Origin of the sequence: Streptomyces sp. P9-2, from assembly GCF_051903975.1 — a bacterium.
Lineage (GTDB): Bacteria > Actinomycetota > Actinomycetes > Streptomycetales > Streptomycetaceae > Streptomyces > Streptomyces cellulosae.
Genome location: NZ_CP192633.1, coordinates 2,010,469 through 2,026,202 on the forward strand (window position 1 = coordinate 2,010,469; position 15,734 = coordinate 2,026,202).

The window sequence follows — 15,734 nt, forward strand, 5'->3', positions numbered from 1 at the left end:
CGTAAGAGGGATGCAGCACCGTGACCCAGCCCAATGACCCGAACCAGCAGCCGTACCCGAACCAGCAGCCGTACCCGCAGCCTCCGGGGTACGGCTTCCACGGCACACCGCCCCCGCCGCCCCCGAGGAGGGGCCGATTCCTCACCTTCGCGGGCTTCGGCTGTGCGGGCGTCCTCGGCCTCGTCGTCCTCATCGCCGCCCTGTCGGCGAGCGGCGGCGACTCCGACGACGGCGGGAACACGGCCGCCGAGTCCTCCGTCAGCGCCTCCGCCGGGGCGAAGGAGACGTCCGAGCAGGGCGGCGGCGGCCCGGTGAAGCTCACCGCGGAGCGCGCGGAGTTCAGCAAGAGCATCCTGGCCGACGGCAGCGACTACACCAGCGTGCTGGTCACCGTCGTCAACGACGGCGACGACGAGGTGGGCGTGAACCCGCTGTACTTCACGATCACCGACACCGACGGCACCAAGCACACGGTGGAACTCGGCGTGGACGAGGAGGAGATCGACACGGTGGACCTCGCCCCGGGCGAGAACATCTCCGGCACCGTCACCGGCAAGGGCACCTTCACCCCGAAGTACGTGGCCTACACCGACGGGCTGCTGGGCGACCCGGTACGCGTGGACGTGTCCTGAGGCCGGACGCCCGGCGCGTCAGTCGGGCGCCGTGTGTGCGCGGGCCCGCGGCGGCGGTGCGGGCCGCGGTCTCCCCCTCGCCGCGGCCCGATCCCCCGCTGACACCCTCGACCTTGCCGAACGGCGGCGGCCGGGATCAACGGGGAAGGGCTTGTCCTGGACAACCCTCACCTTGTCCGGGCAGGTCAGAGGGGTGCGGGGGTCGTGTCCCGGACAGCGGGCGGCGCGCCGGGGAGCGCCCCCGCATAGAATCCGGCCCATGGTGAAGCCCGACGAGCTGATCGTAGACATCGCCGCCCGCGTGGAATCGGGGCAGAGCAGCCAGATGTCTCTGACCGTGGTCACCGGTGGTGCCGTCATCACCGGCCGGCTGGCTCCCGAATCCGTGTGGCGGAAGAGGGTCGCGGAGGTGCTGAAGGACTCGGAACAGCTCGCCGAGTTCGCCTCCGTCTTCGACGCCCCGGTGAAGCGGGAAGGCCCGCCCACCCACCTCCACTTCCATGTGGCCCGCATCATCCAGGGCACGGTCGGCGTCCCGGAGACGGGCGGCATGTACCGGGTGGCGATCGAGGACGTCAGCGCCTGGACGGTGGGCGACTTCAGTTACTCCTGACGCACGCGGGCATGCTCCGGAGTCTTGCGTTCCCTGTGCCCGGCCCTTAAGTTACTGACGAGTAGGCCACAGGTGAACGGAGCGCCGCCATGCCCACGCTGGACCGCCACGAGAACGTCTTCGTCCTCGACCTGGGAGACGGCGAGAACCGCTTCCACCCCGACTGGATCGCCGCGGTCGGGGCCGCGCTCGACGAGGTGGAGAAGGCGGAGGGCCCGCGCGCCCTGGTGACGGCGGCGACGGGCAAGTTCTGGTCCAACGGCCTGGACCTGGAGTGGCTGTTCGCCAACGCGGACCACTACCACGACTACGTGGTCTCGGTGCACGAACTGTTCGCGCGGATGCTGTCGCTGCCGGTGATCACGGTCGCCGCGCTCCAGGGCCACACGTTCGCGGCCGGGGCGATGCTGTCGCTGGCCCACGACTTCCGCGTGATGCGCGCGGACCGCGGCTACTGGTGCCTCCCGGAGGCGGACATCGACATCCCGTTCACCCCGGGCATGTCCGGCCTCATCCGCGCCCGCCTGACCCCGCAGACGGCGCACGAGGCGATGACGACGGCACGGCGGTACGGGGGTGAGGACGCGGCGGCGGCGTCGATCGTGGACCGGGCGGTCCCGGAGGCGGAGGTCCGTACGACGGCGGTGGCGCTGGCCGAGTCCCTGTCCGGCAAGGCGGGCAACACGCTGGGCACGATCAAGTCCCGCCTGTACACCGACGTCTTGACGACGCTGAGGGACACGACGAATCCGCTGGGCTGACGGCCTTTCGTCCGTACGGAAAGACCCCGGACCGTTACCGGTCCGGGGTCTTTCCCTGGGTGCTCTCAACCGGCCAGCAGGGCCTTCGCGGCCGTGACGACCGGCAGGCCCACCTCGCCGACGAGGGCGGCGATGCCGGAGATGCGCTGCACGAGCGAACGCCGGCGTTCCGCGGAGGTCTCCTGGGCGATGGCGCCGGCGGCGGCGTCCACCTCCGCCTGGTCCGCGGTGTCCAAGTGCGGCCGCAGCCGCTCGATCTCGGCGAGCAGGGCCTGCAACGCGGGCCCCGCTTCCGCCACGCCGACGTTCTTGCCGCCGGCCACGATGTCCCCGGATCCGGTGTGCTCGGCCTTGCCGATGCTGCCCGCCCCGTACTGCTGGATCTGGTCCCCGCTCATGACGCCTGGATGCCCCCGCTGCCGCTGTGCTGTGCCTTGCCGATGCTGCCCGAGCCGTACTGCTTGATGAGGTCGCCGCCCACCGCGTGCTCCACGTTGATGATCATCTGGGCGATGTCGGGGTTGCCGATCGCCTTGGTGATCTCGTGGATCAGCTGGTGAATTTCCTCCTGCCGGGTGGACCAGATGGCCTCGCGCTGAGTACCGGAGGTGTTGAGGACGAGTCCGTACACCGGCGGCCTCTGCAGGGCGTTGACCAGCCTCCACACCAGAAAGGCCTGGACGCCGAGGAAAAGAATGACGCCTACGACGTCCACAATGGCGGCGAAAATGCCACCGAAGAACAGCCAGACGAGGGTACGGACGAAGAATTCCTTCCACGCCGCACCCTTGTCGACCTCTACCATGCGCTGGCCGACGTGGGAGATGTTACGCAGAGGATAAGCCTCGCCCCCCACCCACAGCACGCCCTCATTGATGGTTACTTGGGCCGCCACAGGACCCTCCTGTCAGCTTTTGGACACTGAGCTGCGAAGACTAGCGAAGGGGGTCTGGATATGTGCGGGGATTCCTGGTTTTGTCGCCCGAATATGGGGAGGGTTGTTTTGCGCGCCCAAAAGAAGGCAAATAAAGGCAGGCGCCGCCAGGGAAGTGTGATGAGGGGGCGACATCGCGCATCACTGATCACGACGGGGCTGTTCGTGCTAAAGGAATCTCCGACCGACGGCACGCAGGTACGCTCGCGCCGGGCGGCAGGCCGACATTTGACCGGCAAGCCCACGGCAAGTGGAAGACCAGACGCCGTGGACCTGTCGCCAGAGGATCGGAAGACGGCCGGTGGCACCACTGGCCTGGCGGCGACACCGGTGAGCGCTGAACCGTCCGGCGACGTGACCGTCGCGAAACCCTCGGCCGCGGAGCAGCACGGTTCTGGCGATGCTGCTTCTGCAGGAAGCGGGTCAGGAAGCCGAACCGTCGAGGTCGAGGCGGATCACGACGAGCGCCTCGGCGATCTCGACGGTCATCTCGTCCTCCGGGCCGAACACCATGCACAAGGTCCTGGCGGAGCGGTTCGAGAACCTGCCGCGCCTCGGCGGTCCGGCCCTGGGCGGGCAACTGCATCCCGATGTTGTGCCGCAGCTCCACGGCCTCCTCGCTCACGTCGCTGCCGACAGCCCGCACGACGTTCAGCACGGCCTGGAGCGCGGCCAGCGCGTCGGTGACCTGGCCGAGTTCGGCGCGGCAACGGGCCGCCTGGGCGCGGGCCTGCTCGCTGGTCGGCCCGGCGATACGGGTGTAGGCGTCGGTGAGGGCGTCGAACTCGGGCAGGGCGGCCCGGTAGTCACCGCCTAGGAGGCGGATGGCCGCTCGCTGGCGGCGCAGCGACAGGACCTGCTTGCTCTCGGAGCCGAGGGCGAGGGCGGCGGGTTCGATGACCTCGCCGAGCACCTCGGCGGCCTGCGCGAACCGCTCCTCCTCCAGCAGGGCGTCGGAGTGGGCGTACGCCTCCTTGATCTCCTCGCGCAGCCGGGCGGGGACGGGCACCGGTGGGGCCGCGCCAATCAGTCGGCTCAGGCCCCGAAGGGAAGTAGCCGCTTCCCTTCGGGGCCGCTCTGTTGCGTCTACGACGACACAGCCGGCACCACGGGCAAAGTGATCGTCGGCTACATAGGGCCGCATTTGTCGAACACTCGCACGAACTGACCGCCGAGCCCGAGCTGGGGCCAGGCGCTGATGAGGTCGCACAGTCAGCAACCGCGCGACCTCTCGAGCATCAGGCCGCCACGTCCTCGTGTCAGACCCAGCGGAGGGAGTGCGCTATGGCGTCACAGAGATCGCCCATGGGGCCATCCGTGCCGCTCAGCGGCATGGAGAACGCGAGATGCAGGTAACCGACTTCGCCAGGCATGCGGACATGGAAGTCCATGGTCGTCTCCGTGAGCGCACGGACCGTCTCCCCAGCAGGCAGTTCGACAGTATCCACCCTCGTACCTGGATCGACTCGCTGTACCAGGGCGTGAGCGAAGTCGACTGCCTGCGGGGCCAGCCCACGCGGGGAGGGCGCCATCGCGATCAGGAGCGAAGCCGGTACGGCTGCACCGTCCGGCGATTCGGTTTTGAGGAAGAATTGCAACGCGCTCTGTACTAGCCCGAGTTCGGCGGTGTTCCGCAGCGTCTCCCAGATGCGCCGGGTGACCTCGGCGGAGGCACCGCTACCCGCGGACTGCTTGTCGACGAACGTCTTCAGCTGGCGGCGCCACCGCTCGTGGGTGAGGTCGACACGGAACCAGTCGCGGGGAACGAGGAGCCGGTAGTCCGATGGCGGCGCCTCGGCGGTGGTCATGGCGTGGTCCCGGAGGTGATCAGCGCAGAGCCGTTGGCGTTGTAGAGGCGGATGCTGCTGACGGTGTTGCCGAACATCGTGGAGAAGAGGTCCCAGCCCTCCATCGTGGGTGTCCCCATCTCCATGACCAGAGTCGTGCCGTTGGGGAGGGGAACGTAGACGCGGATGAACGCCGTCGGAAACGGCAGGCTCTCGCCCGTCTCGGTGAGTTCGCCTGGGAGCTGCGGCTGCTGGGTACCGATGCAGGACACGGCGAGGCCGCAGGGGAGTTCGATCTCGGAGACCTCTCCGGCCGCAACCCGGCGGAGGCTTGATGCGATGTTCCGTGCTGCGCCGGCGACGTCTGCCGCATCTGGGCTGTCCACCAGGGTCGCGAACACCGTGGCGGAGCAAGGCGTCCCGTCCACGGCCGTCACACAGACACCGGCGTACTCCGCTCCGGCCGCCCGGAGCCCGTCGAAGCCGAGCGCGCACATGACCGCGAACGCGGTCTTGTCGTCCTCCGACACACCGGGGAGGGCCTTGTCCGCCAGCTCTGCCAGGAGCCGCGCGGCCTGGTCGTGGTCCGTCTCGTGGATGGGCAGGTCGTGGAAGCCCTCCGGCATCATCCATCGCACGTGGATGTCGTCGGAGCGGACGGCGACCGGTGCGGGCTGAGACGGGATCAGTGCGGAGAGCTCGGGGACGGTGGTCACTCGGGCCGTCCCTGATCGGGAGTGGGCAGTTCGGGGGCGTCCGGGAAGAACTTCCGGGACGAGGCGTACATGCCGTAGTAGGGGTAGGCGGCGGGGATGTCGGCGCCGCCGCTGCGTGCGATGCCTGCGATCTCACGGTACCGGCGGGCCCGGATGCGCACATTGCGCATCGACGGGTCACGCAGGCTGGGGCGGCGCCACAGATACAGGCCGACGATCATCCCGAGGACGATCAGCGTATGCGCGCAGATGAAGGCGATCTGGAAGGAGCGGGGTTTCTGGGATGCCACCAGGTCCCAGAACGGCCAGGCACCCGCTGCGAAGACGAAGAGGGGAATGCTGGCCAGGCAGCCGCGCACGCGCCACTTCCGGTTGTCCTCCCAGCGGTGGAACAGCAGCCAGTGGACGGAGTGGTCGTCGAGGAAATCGAAGCGCACTTCACGGCCGTAGCGCTCGGCTGCCGCTTTGGCCTCGGGGACGGCGGCGATGACGGACGAGGGGACCATGTCGTGGACTCCGCCGTCGTCTCCCATGAACTGCCCAAGCTCCAGGCCGTGTTGATTGCTCATGACGGTCTACTCCTATGCTGCGGGTGCCAGGGCGGCGTGGAAGGAAGCCGACGAGGGAGTGGTCCGTGGCTTCAGAGACCGGGTGGTGCTCTCTGGCTCGGACAGCTGGTCGGTCACCTTGTTGACGCCCTTGCCGATGAGGAGACCCAGGCTGGTCCCCTTGATGTATCGGGTCACAACCTCGGGCTTGAACCCCTCTTCGGGCAGCTTGATCTTGGTGATGCCTTTGTTCTTGAGGATCCTGGAGGCGATCCTGACCCCGTCGTTGATCCTCTTCACGCCGAAGCCGTTCGTGAAGCCTTCCCAGATGCCCCTCTGCGCGGCCAGGAGGCGACCGCCCTTGCCCGCCGCGGTCAGACCGCGCAGGGCACCGAACCCGGGGAACACCCCGAGGACATCCAGGCCGATCTTCAGCGCGTCGAACTTCCCGCCTCGTGCAAAGACGTCGTACAGGCGTCCCGACAGGGCTGTAGCGCTGGCCACCGAGGCCAAACCTGCGATGACCGGCGCCAAGAGACCACCGGAGAAGACAATGGCGGCTCCCAGAGCGACCACCGCCAAGACGGTCGCCGCGGCAGAGAACCAGTCCGCATGATCTGCGATCCAGTCCATGATGCCGCCGGGATCATGGACCCCGTCATGGTGGATCACGTTCTTGATCCGCCTGGCCGCACGACGGGCAGCCTCATCGCGGATGGTCTTCGCCCGCATGATCTTCTTTTCGGCTTCGAGCATGAGCTGCGCGGCATCGTCGTGCTTCTTCTGCTGTTTGCTGTGCGTCACCGCATCGTCGCCGGTCAGGACCTTGCCGTTGAGCGGCTCCAGCACCTTGTTGGCGGCCTTGTAGTCGGCCTCGGCGTCCCGGTACTCCCGCAGACCCTTGTCCGCCAGACGCTGCGCCCGGTGCAGCTCGCTGGCGTACTCCTCGCTCTCCCCGTCGATGACCTTGGTGCCGAGCGCGGCCGATGCCTCGTCGTAGCGGTCGTACGCCTTCTTCAGCCGGCCCGCCGTGTCACCCGCCGTCTCATGAAAGGCCCGGCCGGCCTCACTGTTCCAGCCGTCGACCGAGGACAGCGCCTTGATGTTGCGGGCCTGCCTGTCGATCTCGTCGGCCATGGCACGCAGCTTCTTGCCGAGCCTGGCCACCTCGTCGGGGTCGCCGGGCACGGGGTCGGAGTCGTACAGCGGCGACCAGTCCTTCGGGCGGGCTGTCACTTCTTCCCCTTCTTCCCGCTCTTCTTGGCCTCTCGCAGAGCGTTGGCCAGTTCGTGGTCGAGCCCGTCGTAGGACTTGGCCGCGTTCTGCGTGAACTTGGCCAGGTTCTCGATGTCCTTCATCAGCTTCTTGCGGTTCTTCTCCCAGGTGTCGGAGAAATCGTCGAAGACGTCCCGGAGCGTGTCGCTGCCCAACTCGTCGCCGTAGCCGTCGGCCGGGTTGCCGTGCTTGTCGAACTCCTTGTGGAGACGGAAGAGCGCGTCTGAGCAGTCCTTGATCATGTCAAGGTCCGCTTGCATCCTGTCGGCCACGCCGAATCTCCCATGAAGATGCTGAACTGCTTTCCAATGCTTACCGGTTGACGGCCTGGATTTCCTGTACGACGACGTCCTGGTCGGCGCCGAAGGCGCCGTCGGGGAGGTCGCCGCCCTGGCCGGTGGTGCTCGTCCAGCTGATCTTCCAGGTGACGGTTGCCTGCAGCTTGTACGAGCCGTCGCCGGAGGACCGCAGGTACTTCACTCCGCACGGAGGGGTCTCGCCGGCCTTGCCCTTAGCGTAGGGCTCGCCGATCTTGCCGTTGCGGATCTCGCACTCGCCGGAGGCGGGATAGGTGACCGCGTCGTCCGTGCCGGGGCTGATCTTCAGCGAGATCGGCTCGGCGGTGGTCGTCGCGCTGAGGCCGAGCAGCGGGACGGAGGCCGTGACAGAGACCGGCTTGAAGTCCGCGGTGTCCAGCCAGGCCCACGTCGGCAGGTTCACCTTCGTCATGTTCGCCGGGGCGAGGTCGACCTTGGTGGAGGGGACGCGGATCTCGCCGTAGGCGAGCTGGGCGAGGGTCTCGGCGGTGATGGCCTGCGGACGGTCGGCCGGCGGCGTGTCACCTTTGTCGACCCAGAACGGCATCTCGTCGCACTCATTGGACGCCGGGTCGGCCTCCCTGCCCTCGGTGACGTACGAGTCCCACCAGTAGCCCTCGTCCGCCTTGTCCTTGTTGAAGTCGTTGTACGGGTCGCCGCTGACGAAGTAGTTCTGCGTCTTCAGGGCCCAATCGTGGCTGGGCGCGCTGCTCGCCCACACCTGCCGCATCTGCGCCTCAAGTTCCTTGGGCGTGTACTTCGGCGCGTAGTAGCAGGCAGGGGGAGTCCAGGACGTGGAAGTCGACGTGACGGCACCCGTCGACGTGCCGCTGCCGTTCTTCGAACGGTCGTAGACGATCCCGGCGGAGACGGTCGAGGTGAGCTTGTCGCCGTCGGCGCCGCCTGATGCGCCGGAGTCGACTTCGGTCACGGAAGGCGCGGGTCCTGGTGTCGCCCACGCCGCACTCGGAATCCCAGCCGAAACCAGAACCAGGAGGGCAACGGTGCCGATCCGGGGCGGCGTGATCAGCTTCCGCACCGCTCGTGTCCCCGCTTGGTGGTCAGGCCGGTGGTCACCCATACGCCGTGGTCGTTCTTCTCCAGGCGGGTGTTGTAAAGGACGTAAGGACTGTCGCTGGCCGGCGTCTTGTCGACCTTGCCGGTCTTTCGGTCCTTGTTGTACGCCTTGCTGTCGTCCGCGCAGTAGATGACGTCAGCGGTCTTCTTGTCGCTGAGCGTCACTTGCGGATCGAAGTAGCGGATGGTCCCGGTCCAGGAGATGTTGGCGTCAAGCCACGCCTGAACCCACTTGACTTCGCTGATGAGCGCGTCGTCCTGGTAGTAGAAGCCGAGTGCCTTCGACTTTGTATCGCCTCGGGCAATCGCGTCGTCAACAGAACCGAGTGCTCGCTCAGCGTCGGCCAGAGCCGCGTCCTTGGTGGCATCCCCCGTCTTCCAGCCTTCGAAGACGCTCTTCATGTCCTCGGGCAGCGTGATGTCTGGCCGGTCGGCGGTGTCCGATGCGCTGGCGCTCGGTGAAGCGGAGGTTGACGAATCGCCCCCGGTGTCCGCCCCCGCGATCTTGTCATTGCCCTTGGAACTGTCATCGCCGCCTCCGCAGGCGGACAGCGGCAGAACCGCGACAGCGGTCAGCGCGGCGGCTGCGAGCAATCTGGGACGGCGGTTCACGGATGGCTCCCGGTGGGGCGAGGGTTCTCACGAGTGCGCCAACGCTATCTATTGGGATTTGCGCGAAACCAGTTGGGTTTACGTCAAGCGCGATCTTCCACCTGGGCAAATCCCTCCAGATGCCGTCATACGCAGCGTGGTCGTGCGGTCACCGTTTCATAACGCAACGAAGTCTGTGAACATGAACGCGTCGGTGCTGAATACGAGGAGCCCCGGACGGAGAGCATCCGGTGTGGGGTCGGGGGCCGCTTCTCGTATGCCGCAGCGCGTTGGTGACCAGTTCGACGGCGACGACCGCCGTGTCGTCGACGCGTGGGCCGACGGCGCGACGGCCCAGAGCATGGAAGCAGGCCAAGAAGCCCCGACCGCCCCACCTGCGTGCCCGATGGAAGGCCGCCCAGGCGGCGTTGAAGGTGGCCAACTCCGAACCCCGCAAGAACAGTGGCCCCGGCACCCAGAAGAGATACCTCGACACCCTCTCCGCCGCCTCGGCGACGCCGTCAGGGGGAAGCTGATCTCCGAGAACTGGACCGACGGCGTCGTCATCCCCAAGTACCGCCCCCCGACCCGCTCGTCTGGACCGACGAACGCGTGGCCCGCTGGCGCGAGACCGGACAGAAGCCCGGCCCCGTCATGGTCTGGGCACCGGAACAGACGGGTGAGTTCCTCGACGCGGCTGTCGAGCACCCGCTCTACGTCATGTGACACCTCATGGTCTTTTGCGCGCCCCGCCGAGGCGAGGCCGCCGGCCTGCCCTGGGCTGAGGTCGACATGACCAAGGGGCGCGCCAACATCGTCGAACAGCTCGTCTCCGACGCCTCCTACGACGTCTGGGAGGACACCCCCAAGAGCCGCAGAGGCCGCCGCACCGTCACCCTCGACTCGGCGACCTTCGCCCTCATGACCGCCTGGCGCGACGTGCAGAAGGCCCAGCGGACGGAATGGGAGGGCAAGCACTGCGCGGCCTCCCTGAGCCTCGCTGCCGGCCTCTCCATGAAGGCCATCCAGGCCCTCCTCGGCCGCGCCTCCTACTCGCTCACCGCGGACACGTACACCTCGCTGATGCCCCAGTTCGAGAAGGAGGCCGCCGACGCCCCCGTCGCGCTGGTGCCCCGCAAGGGTGCGGACCCGGCGACCGACAACTCCACGGAGGCCGGGGAGCCTTCACAGGCCGGGGAGCCGAAGGCGTTGTACCTCGTCCAGCCCGACGCGAGCGAGGACGGGAAGAGTTGTAATCAGGACGTCTCTTAGCGTTACGTCCCCACCTTGTCCCCACCGGGCACGAAACAGGCCCCCCGGAGGTCACTCCGAGGGGCCTGTTCGACGCATATTGCCTGGTCAGGCAGCGTGCCCCCGGCAGGATTCGAACCTGCGACACCCGCTTTAGGAGAGCGGTGCTCTATCCCCTGAGCTACGAAGGCGTGCGTCCTGGTCGGTGGCTGCGGGCCCGGTCACGGGGACAGCGGCGACCGCCTGGGCGCTCGATCCACAGGGTACCGGATCGGTGTCCGGGTGGGTGGGGGTCGGGGACAGCCGAAGATCGAGACGATCGACCAGGCTCTCCCCGGCCCCCACCCGCCTACCCCCGCCTCACGGCTTCCGCCCCACCCCTCCGAACATCGCCACCTCCGCCGGCAGCTCGCCGGCCCCGTCCTCCGGTCGCCAGCGGTTGCAGGACACCACGCCCGGGTCCAGCAGCTCGAGCCCCTCGAAGAAGCGGGACACCGCCCCCGGTGTCCTCTGCGTCAGCTTCGGTGTGCCGTTCTCGTTCCAGAACGCCACCGCCGCGTCCACGTCCGGCATGTCCGGGCGCGTGATCGTGTGGGAGAGGACCAGGTAGCTGCCCGACGGGAGCCGGTCCATCAGGCGGCGCACCACCCCGTACGCCTCCTCGTCGTCCTCGACGAAGATGACCACGCCCAGCAGGATCAGCGCGACCGGCTTGCTGAAGTCCAGTGTCTTCGCGGCCTGTTCGAAGATCGCGTCGATGTTGCGCAGGTCCTCGTCGAGGTATGCCGTGCTGCCCTCCGGTGTGCTCGTGAGGAGCGCCTCCGCGTGGGCCAGCACGATGGGGTCGTTGTCGACGTAGACCACCCGCGAGTCGGGCGCGACCCGCTGGGCCACCTCGTGGGTGTTGTCGGCCGTGGGCAGGCCCGTGCCGATGTCCAGGAACTGGCGGATCCCGCACTGGCCGGCCAGGTGCCGCACCGCCCGGCCGAGGAACTGGCGGTCGGCCAGGGCGTAGTCGCCGATGCCCGGGTGCAGCTCGCGGATCTGGTCGCCCGCCGCCTGGTCGACCGGGTAGTTGTCCTTGCCGCCCAGCCAGTAGTTCCAGATGCGGGCGGTGTGCGGCTGGTCGGTCCTGATGCGCTTGCGCGCCTCGAGTGCTGCCGCGGATATCTCCGTCACTACGTCGTCCTCCCGGGGCCGGCCGGTGCTGCTGTCAAAGAGCAACCTAGCCCCGGGAGTTGAGAAAAACACGCTGCCCGCGCCCCCGCTACCGCCCCGACATCCGCGTCACCCTCACCCGGTACTCCTCCTCGCCCTCCGCCAGCACCGCCACCCGTACCCCCTCCTCCCGGTCCATGAAGCTCTGCCCCGGTCTGAACGTCGCGTCCGACAGTTCCGCGTGCACGTTCGGCGCCCGGGTGCAGCCTCCGCTGTCCCGGGTCGCGTCGTGCACGGTGATCGGGCCCATCCCTGTGTCCACGTCCGCGTCGACCCGGTAGATCAGGACGCCCGGCCGGCACACCGCCTCGTCGTTCCCCCCGCGCGTGCGCACCTCGACCGCGTACCCGGAGTGCGCGTCGAGCGGGATGAAGAGCAGCTTCGGGCCGCCCGCGCGGGCCAGCGGCGTCAGGACGTACTCCCGTGAGCCCCGCTCGGCCACGCAGCTCACCTGGGACGTGTCCAGCCAGCCCAGCTTCCACTTGTGCCAGGCGAGGAAGTCGTTGTTGGCGCCCCAGTCCTCGCTCATGATGTCCCAGTGGCCGACGGCGCCGCCGCCCTCGGCGGTGTAGAGGTCGGGCAGGCCGAAGACGTGGCCGTTCTCGTGCGGCAGCACGCGGTAGCCGGTGCGGCCGTAGGAGCCGGAGCCGTCGTCCTGGCGGGAGTAGACGAACGACGCGTTGGAGACGGGCCGGCCGTCCGCGGTGGGGGCCTCGTCGTTGCCGGCGAAGGTGACGGACAGGACGGTGTCCAGGGCGGCGGGGCCCGCGTTGGGGGTGACGAGGACGTTGACCAGGTCGTACTCCTGGAAGTCCACCTCCGTGTCGGCCTCGGAGACGATGTCGCGGATCAGCTCCCGGTAGCCGGGGTCGAAGGGGGCGCCGCGCTCTATGCCGTACTGGCGGAAGGACTTGGGCATGCGCAGCCACTCGGGGACGGGGAGTTCGGGGCGGTAGTCGAGGCGGCCGTAGGAACTGGTGGTGAACCACTCGCGGGTCTGCGGGAAGAACTCGCGGTAGCGGTCCAGGGCGTCGCCGTCGCCGGGCGCGTCCGAGAAGTCGATCATCAGGGTGAGGGCGCGGACCGTGCCGGTGGAACGGGTGTAGCCGGGGTCCGTGGGGACGCCCTCGGACATCTGGACGTCGCGGTCGCTGCCGATCATGCACGGGCCGTGGGCGGAGCTGCGGGAGAGGGCGCTCGGGCCGGCGCCGGGGGCGGTGGTCGTGGGGGAGAGGTGGCCGCTCCCGGCCGAGCTGCAGACCGCGAGGGTGAGGGCGGCGACCGAGCCCAGGGCGGCCAGACGGCGCGGGGATATCCGGCCTCGGCTCGGCTGCGGCTGCATGGGGGACCTCCGCTCGCACGGCAGCCGCCGTCGCCGACTGCACCCTCGTGATCACCCTGCGTCACGGGTCGGGGGTGCGCTCGCCGGGTGGTCCGATCGTGGGGATGACCGATCGTGAAAATGTGACCTGGGTCACACAAGAAATGTCCCGTGCCGGGAAATAACCGGGGATCGTCTCCCCGTTTACCCCTGTGTCCGCTCGATCCGGGGACGCGCTCCCCGGTTCACCGCAGACGCAGAACCGCAGACACAGCACAGACGTCAGAGCAACACCCCGAGGAGGGCACCGTGACCGCGACGACCGAGACCCCCGTGACGCGCAAGGCGCCCCGGCCCCGCGCCGACGCCCTGCGTAACCGGGAGCGGATCGTCGCGGCCGCCCGGGAGATGTTCACCGAGTTCGGGCCCGAGGTCCCGCTCGACGAGATCGCCCGCCGGGCCGGTGTCGGCAATGCCACGGTGTACCGCAACTTCCCCGACCGCGACGCGCTCGTGCGCGAGGTCGTCTGCTCCGTCATGGACCGTACGGTGCGGGCGGCCGAGCAGGCGCTGAGCGAGACCGGGGACGCCTTCGAGGCGCTGGAGCGCTTCGCGCACACGGCCGCGGACGAGCGGATCAGTGCGCTGTGCCCGATGATCTCCAGCACCTTCGACCAGTGCCACCCCGACCTGGATGAGGCGCGGCGGCGCGCCGAGAGCCTCGTCGCCCAGCTCATGGACCGCGCCCGTGCGGCCGGCCAACTGCGGGGCGACGTGGAGTACGGCGATCTGATGGTGGGCGTCGCGCAGCTGAGCCGGCCCCCGGCCGGCACCGCCTGCATGAACGCCGACCGCTTCGTCCACCGCCACATCCAGCTCTTCCTGGACGGCATGAGGGCGCCCGCCCCCTCCGTCCTGCCGGGTACGGCCGTGACCGTGGAGGATCTGCGCCGCTGAGCCTCTCCTGACTCCTTCAGGCCGCCCGTCCTGACCACGGGCACCGGCAGAAACGGCCGTCGACGGGGACGTGCCGTCGGCCGAACACGCCCGATTTTTCATTACTCACACTTTCATTCCGCTACAAGTCCCGAAGTGGGTACCCCCATGTCTGAAACAGTCTCCCCGGCCGGAAAGGCCCCGGGCCGCGTCGACGCGGGCGGCCCGGACGCCAACCGCTGGAAAGCGCTCGTCTTCATCGCGATCGCCCAGCTGATGGTCGTCCTGGACGCCACCATCGTGAACATCGCGCTGCCCTCCGCCCAGCAGGACCTCGGCATCTCGGACGGCAACCGCCAGTGGGTGGTCACCGCCTACGCCCTGGCCTTCGGCGGACTGCTGCTGTTCGGCGGCCGGATCGCCGACCTGTGGGGGCGCAAGCGGGCCTTCGTGGTCGGGCTCGGCGGCTTCGCGCTGGCGTCCGCGCTGGGCGGCGCGGCCACCAACGAGGCGATGATGTTCGGCGCCCGCGCACTCCAGGGCGCGTTCGGCGCGCTGCTCGCGCCCGCCGCGCTGTCGCTGCTCGCGGTGATGTTCACCGACGGCAAGGAGCGCGCCAAGGCGTTCGGCATCTACGGCGCGATCGCCGGCGGCGGCGGCGCCGTCGGCCTGATCCTCGGCGGCTTCCTCACCGAGTACCTGGACTGGCGCTGGACGTTCTTCGTGAACATCCCGTTCGCCGTGGTCGCCGCGGCCGGCGCGTACTTCGTCATCCGTGAGCCGAAGGGCGGCCGCAACCGCTCCCCGCTGGACGTGCCCGGCGTGATCCTGTCCACCCTGGGTCTGGTCGCGCTGGTCTACGGCTTCACCCGCGCCGAGTCCGAGGGCTGGAGCGACTCCGTCACGATCGGCATGTTCGTCGCCTCGGCCGTGCTGCTCGCCGCGTTCGTGGCCGTGGAGGCGCGGGTCAAGGCGCCGCTGCTGCCGCTGCGTGTGATCACCGAGCGCAACCGCGGCGGGGTCTACCTGTCGCTGGGCCTGGCCATCATCGCGATGTTCGGCCTGTTCCTCTTCCTCACCTACTACCTGCAGGTCGTGAAGGGGTACTCGCCGGTGAAGACCGGTTTCGCCTTCCTGCCGATGATCGCGGGCATGATCACGGGCTCCACCCAGATCGGCACCCGGCTGATGACCCGGGTCGCGCCCCGGCTGCTGATGGGCCCCGGCTTCCTGGTCGCGGCGCTCGGCATGCTGCTGCTGACCCAGCTGGAGATCGGCACCTCGTACGCGGCGGTGCTGCTGCCCGGCATGCTGCTGCTCGGTCTCGGCATGGGTACGGCGTTCATGCCGGCCATGTCGCTGGCCACCCTGGGCGTCGAGCCGCGTGACTCCGGTGTCGCCTCCGCGATGGTCAACACCTCGCAGCAGGTGGGCGGCGCGATCGGCACGGCCCTGCTGAACACGATCGCCGCCTCCGCCACCACCGCCTACGTCGCCGACCACATCGGCGGCGCCTCGGGCCGGGCCCAGCAGCAGCTGGTCCAGCTCCAGGGGCAGGTGCAGGGCTACACCAGCGCCATCTGGTTCGCCGTCGGGATCCTGGTGGTGGCCGCGGCCATCGCCCTGACCCTGATCAACGCGGGCCGTCCGGGCGGCACGGCGGTCGCCGGGTCCTCCGACGCGGCCGCGGAGAACGAGGCGGCCGTGCCGGTGGCCATGCACTGACCCACGGGCCCGCCTCCCGGAGCCATCCGCGC

General features: G+C 68.9%; 17 protein-coding genes, 1 tRNA gene and 1 pseudogene. 6 read left to right on the top strand and 13 right to left on the bottom strand.

Features of this window, described 5'->3' with window-relative positions; translation table 11 throughout:
• The first annotated feature begins 20 nt into the window (after positions 1 to 20).
• From ACQY0Z_RS09475 to ACQY0Z_RS09485, 3 genes are all read left to right on the top strand, one after another.
• Complete coding sequence (locus ACQY0Z_RS09475) at positions 21 to 632, top strand: DUF4352 domain-containing protein (protein WP_439812099.1); 612 nt, start codon at positions 21 to 23, stop codon at positions 630 to 632.
• 259 nt (positions 633 to 891) lie between these two features.
• Positions 892 to 1,245 carry a hypothetical protein gene (locus ACQY0Z_RS09480; RefSeq protein WP_019524133.1) on the top strand — a complete coding sequence of 118 codons (354 nt, stop codon included), beginning with the start codon at positions 892 to 894 and terminating at the stop codon, positions 1,243 to 1,245.
• An 89-nt stretch (positions 1,246 to 1,334) separates the two neighbouring features.
• Positions 1,335 to 2,006, top strand: a complete 672-nt coding sequence (locus tag ACQY0Z_RS09485) for an enoyl-CoA hydratase-related protein (RefSeq protein ID WP_439812100.1) — start codon at positions 1,335 to 1,337, stop codon at positions 2,004 to 2,006.
• Between the two features lie 65 nt (positions 2,007 to 2,071).
• Here the strand turns inward: ACQY0Z_RS09485 and ACQY0Z_RS09490 are convergent, their stop codons facing one another.
• The 10 genes and pseudogenes from ACQY0Z_RS09490 to ACQY0Z_RS09535 form a co-directional block, all read right to left on the bottom strand.
• Positions 2,072 to 2,404, bottom strand: a complete 333-nt coding sequence (locus ACQY0Z_RS09490) for a hypothetical protein (protein WP_028959593.1) — start codon at positions 2,402 to 2,404, stop codon at positions 2,072 to 2,074.
• Positions 2,401 to 2,901, bottom strand: a complete 501-nt coding sequence (locus tag ACQY0Z_RS09495; protein WP_028959594.1) for a DUF6232 family protein — start codon at positions 2,899 to 2,901, stop codon at positions 2,401 to 2,403. The genes ACQY0Z_RS09490 and ACQY0Z_RS09495 overlap by 4 nt, the downstream gene beginning before the upstream one ends.
• A gap of 462 nt (positions 2,902 to 3,363) precedes the next feature.
• Positions 3,364 to 3,970 (bottom strand): annotated as a pseudogene (locus ACQY0Z_RS09500) (serine/threonine protein kinase); the annotation flags it as partial.
• 229 nt (positions 3,971 to 4,199) lie between these two features.
• The gene (locus ACQY0Z_RS09505; RefSeq protein ID WP_439812101.1) at positions 4,200 to 4,748 is read right to left on the bottom strand and encodes a hypothetical protein; all 549 of its coding nucleotides are present in this window, start codon (positions 4,746 to 4,748) and stop codon (positions 4,200 to 4,202) included.
• The gene (locus ACQY0Z_RS09510) at positions 4,745 to 5,443 is read right to left on the bottom strand and encodes a hypothetical protein (RefSeq protein ID WP_189896074.1); all 699 of its coding nucleotides are present in this window, start codon (positions 5,441 to 5,443) and stop codon (positions 4,745 to 4,747) included. The genes ACQY0Z_RS09505 and ACQY0Z_RS09510 overlap by 4 nt, the downstream gene beginning before the upstream one ends.
• On the bottom strand, positions 5,440 to 6,012 hold the full coding sequence (locus tag ACQY0Z_RS09515; protein ID WP_254587764.1) for a hypothetical protein: 573 nt from the start codon (positions 6,010 to 6,012) through the stop codon (positions 5,440 to 5,442). Before ACQY0Z_RS09515 ends, ACQY0Z_RS09510 begins: the two co-directional genes overlap by 4 nt.
• A gap of 12 nt (positions 6,013 to 6,024) precedes the next feature.
• Positions 6,025 to 7,227 (bottom strand): putative T7SS-secreted protein, encoded by a 1,203-nt coding sequence (locus ACQY0Z_RS09520; protein WP_189896071.1) that lies wholly within the window; start codon positions 7,225 to 7,227, stop codon positions 6,025 to 6,027.
• Positions 7,224 to 7,538, bottom strand: coding sequence for a hypothetical protein (locus ACQY0Z_RS09525; RefSeq protein WP_028959599.1), 315 nt, complete (start codon positions 7,536 to 7,538; stop codon positions 7,224 to 7,226). Before ACQY0Z_RS09525 ends, ACQY0Z_RS09520 begins: the two co-directional genes overlap by 4 nt.
• Before the next feature lie 40 nt (positions 7,539 to 7,578).
• Complete coding sequence (locus ACQY0Z_RS09530) at positions 7,579 to 8,514, bottom strand: hypothetical protein (protein WP_370879087.1); 936 nt, start codon at positions 8,512 to 8,514, stop codon at positions 7,579 to 7,581.
• Positions 8,515 to 8,609: 95 nt separating this feature from the next.
• Positions 8,610 to 9,272: a hypothetical protein gene (locus tag ACQY0Z_RS09535; RefSeq protein ID WP_254587761.1), complete on the bottom strand. Its 663-nt coding sequence runs from the start codon at positions 9,270 to 9,272 to the stop codon at positions 8,610 to 8,612.
• Positions 9,273 to 10,043: 771 nt separating this feature from the next.
• Here ACQY0Z_RS09535 and ACQY0Z_RS09540 point away from each other — a divergent pair.
• A complete protein-coding gene (locus ACQY0Z_RS09540; RefSeq protein ID WP_439812102.1) occupies positions 10,044 to 10,523 on the top strand; it encodes a hypothetical protein in 480 nt (159 codons plus the stop codon).
• Between the two features lie 97 nt (positions 10,524 to 10,620).
• Here the strand turns inward: ACQY0Z_RS09540 and ACQY0Z_RS09545 are convergent.
• From ACQY0Z_RS09545 to ACQY0Z_RS09555, 3 genes are all read right to left on the bottom strand, one after another.
• Positions 10,621 to 10,693, bottom strand: a tRNA-Arg gene (locus ACQY0Z_RS09545).
• Positions 10,694 to 10,862: 169 nt separating this feature from the next.
• Positions 10,863 to 11,681, bottom strand: coding sequence for an SAM-dependent methyltransferase (locus ACQY0Z_RS09550; protein ID WP_439812103.1), 819 nt, complete (start codon positions 11,679 to 11,681; stop codon positions 10,863 to 10,865).
• Between the two features lie 88 nt (positions 11,682 to 11,769).
• Positions 11,770 to 13,062 (bottom strand): M6 family metalloprotease domain-containing protein, encoded by a 1,293-nt coding sequence (locus ACQY0Z_RS09555; protein ID WP_215048954.1) that lies wholly within the window; start codon positions 13,060 to 13,062, stop codon positions 11,770 to 11,772.
• Positions 13,063 to 13,350: 288 nt separating this feature from the next.
• Here ACQY0Z_RS09555 and ACQY0Z_RS09560 point away from each other — a divergent pair, with 288 nt between their 5' ends.
• Together ACQY0Z_RS09560 and ACQY0Z_RS09565 are read left to right on the top strand one after the other, a co-directional pair.
• A complete protein-coding gene (locus ACQY0Z_RS09560) occupies positions 13,351 to 13,998 on the top strand; it encodes a TetR/AcrR family transcriptional regulator (RefSeq protein WP_189896065.1) in 648 nt (215 codons plus the stop codon).
• Positions 13,999 to 14,145: 147 nt separating this feature from the next.
• Positions 14,146 to 15,702, top strand: coding sequence for an MFS transporter (locus tag ACQY0Z_RS09565; protein ID WP_189896063.1), 1,557 nt, complete (start codon positions 14,146 to 14,148; stop codon positions 15,700 to 15,702).
• Positions 15,703 to 15,734: the final 32 nt, after the last annotated feature.